This window comes from Xanthobacter sp. BG11Y11_SDJG (assembly GCF_057364445.1).
On record NZ_JBNFNU010000696.1, the window covers coordinates 1 to 1,199 of the forward strand.

The 1,199-nt window shown below is 66.7% G+C and carries 1 protein-coding gene; it reads right to left on the minus strand.

What is annotated here, in order from left to right; all coding sequences use genetic code 11:
- Positions 1-26: 26 nt before the first annotated feature.
- A protein-coding gene (locus AC2W7M_RS25850; RefSeq protein WP_486135990.1) for an IS3 family transposase occupies positions 27-1,138 on the minus strand; the annotation gives its coding sequence in 2 pieces (ribosomal slippage) (positions 27-889 and positions 889-1,138; 1,113 coding nt in all).
- Positions 1,139-1,199 lie beyond the last annotated feature (61 nt).

Sequence of the window (1,199 nt, forward strand, 5' to 3'; positions counted from 1 at the left end):
TGACGTGCTCCCCATTTTCCTGCCGGTCATAAGTTAGGCCCGGCTGGGTTTTGGTCCTCATGGGACCGGCTGGCGAACATCGACGGCGAGAGGCCGCCGAGGCTCGTATGGGGTCGGACGGTGTTGTAGTCGATCCGCCAAGCCTCGATGATCCGCCGCGCCTCGGCAAGCGAGGCGAAGGCGTGATCATTGAGGCACTCGTCACGCAGGCGGCCGTTGAAGCTCTCCACGAAGGCGTTCTGGATCGGCTTGCCCGGGGCGATGTAGTGCCATTCGATGGCGGTCTCCTCGCAGAAGTTCAGGACCGCCCGGCTGACCAGCTCGGTGCCGTTGTCGGAGACGATCATGCAGGGCCGGCCGCGGCGGGCGATAACCTCGTTCAGCTCGCGCACCACGCGGGCGCCCGAGAGCGAGGTGTCCACCACCGCCGCCAGGCATTCGCGGGTGAAGTCGTCGACGATGTTCAGCACCCGGAAGCGCCGGCCGTCGTTCAGGGCATCGGACACGAAGTCGAGGCTCCAGCGCTGGTCCGCCCCCTGCGGGACGGCCGCCGGCGCCCTGGTGCCGAGCGCCCGCTTGCGCCCGCCGCGCCGACGCACGACGAGCCGCTCCTCCCGGTAGAGGCGGTAGACCTTCTTCAGGTTCATCCTCACGCCCTCCCGCCTCAGCAGGATCGCCAGCCGCCGGTAGCCGAACCGGCGGCGCTCATTGGCAAGCTCCCGCAGGCGCGTGCGGACGGCGGCATCGCCATCCGCCTCGCGCCGGTACTGGAAGCTCGACCGATCCACTCCGATCAGCCTGCAGGCCCGGCGCTCCGAGTAGCCGTGATCGTCGATCACACGCTTCACCGTCGTGAACCGCGCCGCAGGCGAGATCAGTTTTTTCCCAGCAGATCCTTCAGCACCGCATTGTCGAGCATCTGCTCGGCCAGCAGCTTCTTCAGCCGCCGGTTCTCCTCCTCAAGCGTGCGGAGCCGTGCCGTCTCGGAGGCCGTCATGCCCCCGTACTTCGCCTTCCACTTATAGAGGGTGGCATCCGAGACCCCGTGCTTGCGGCACACATCGGCGGTCTTCATCCCCGCCTCGTGCTCCTTCAGCACCGAGATGATCTGCTCCTCGCTGAAACGGCTGCGCCGCATGGTCCTTCTCCTGATCGAAGGACCCAACTTATCCGTGGCAGGAACTCAGGGGAGCACGTCA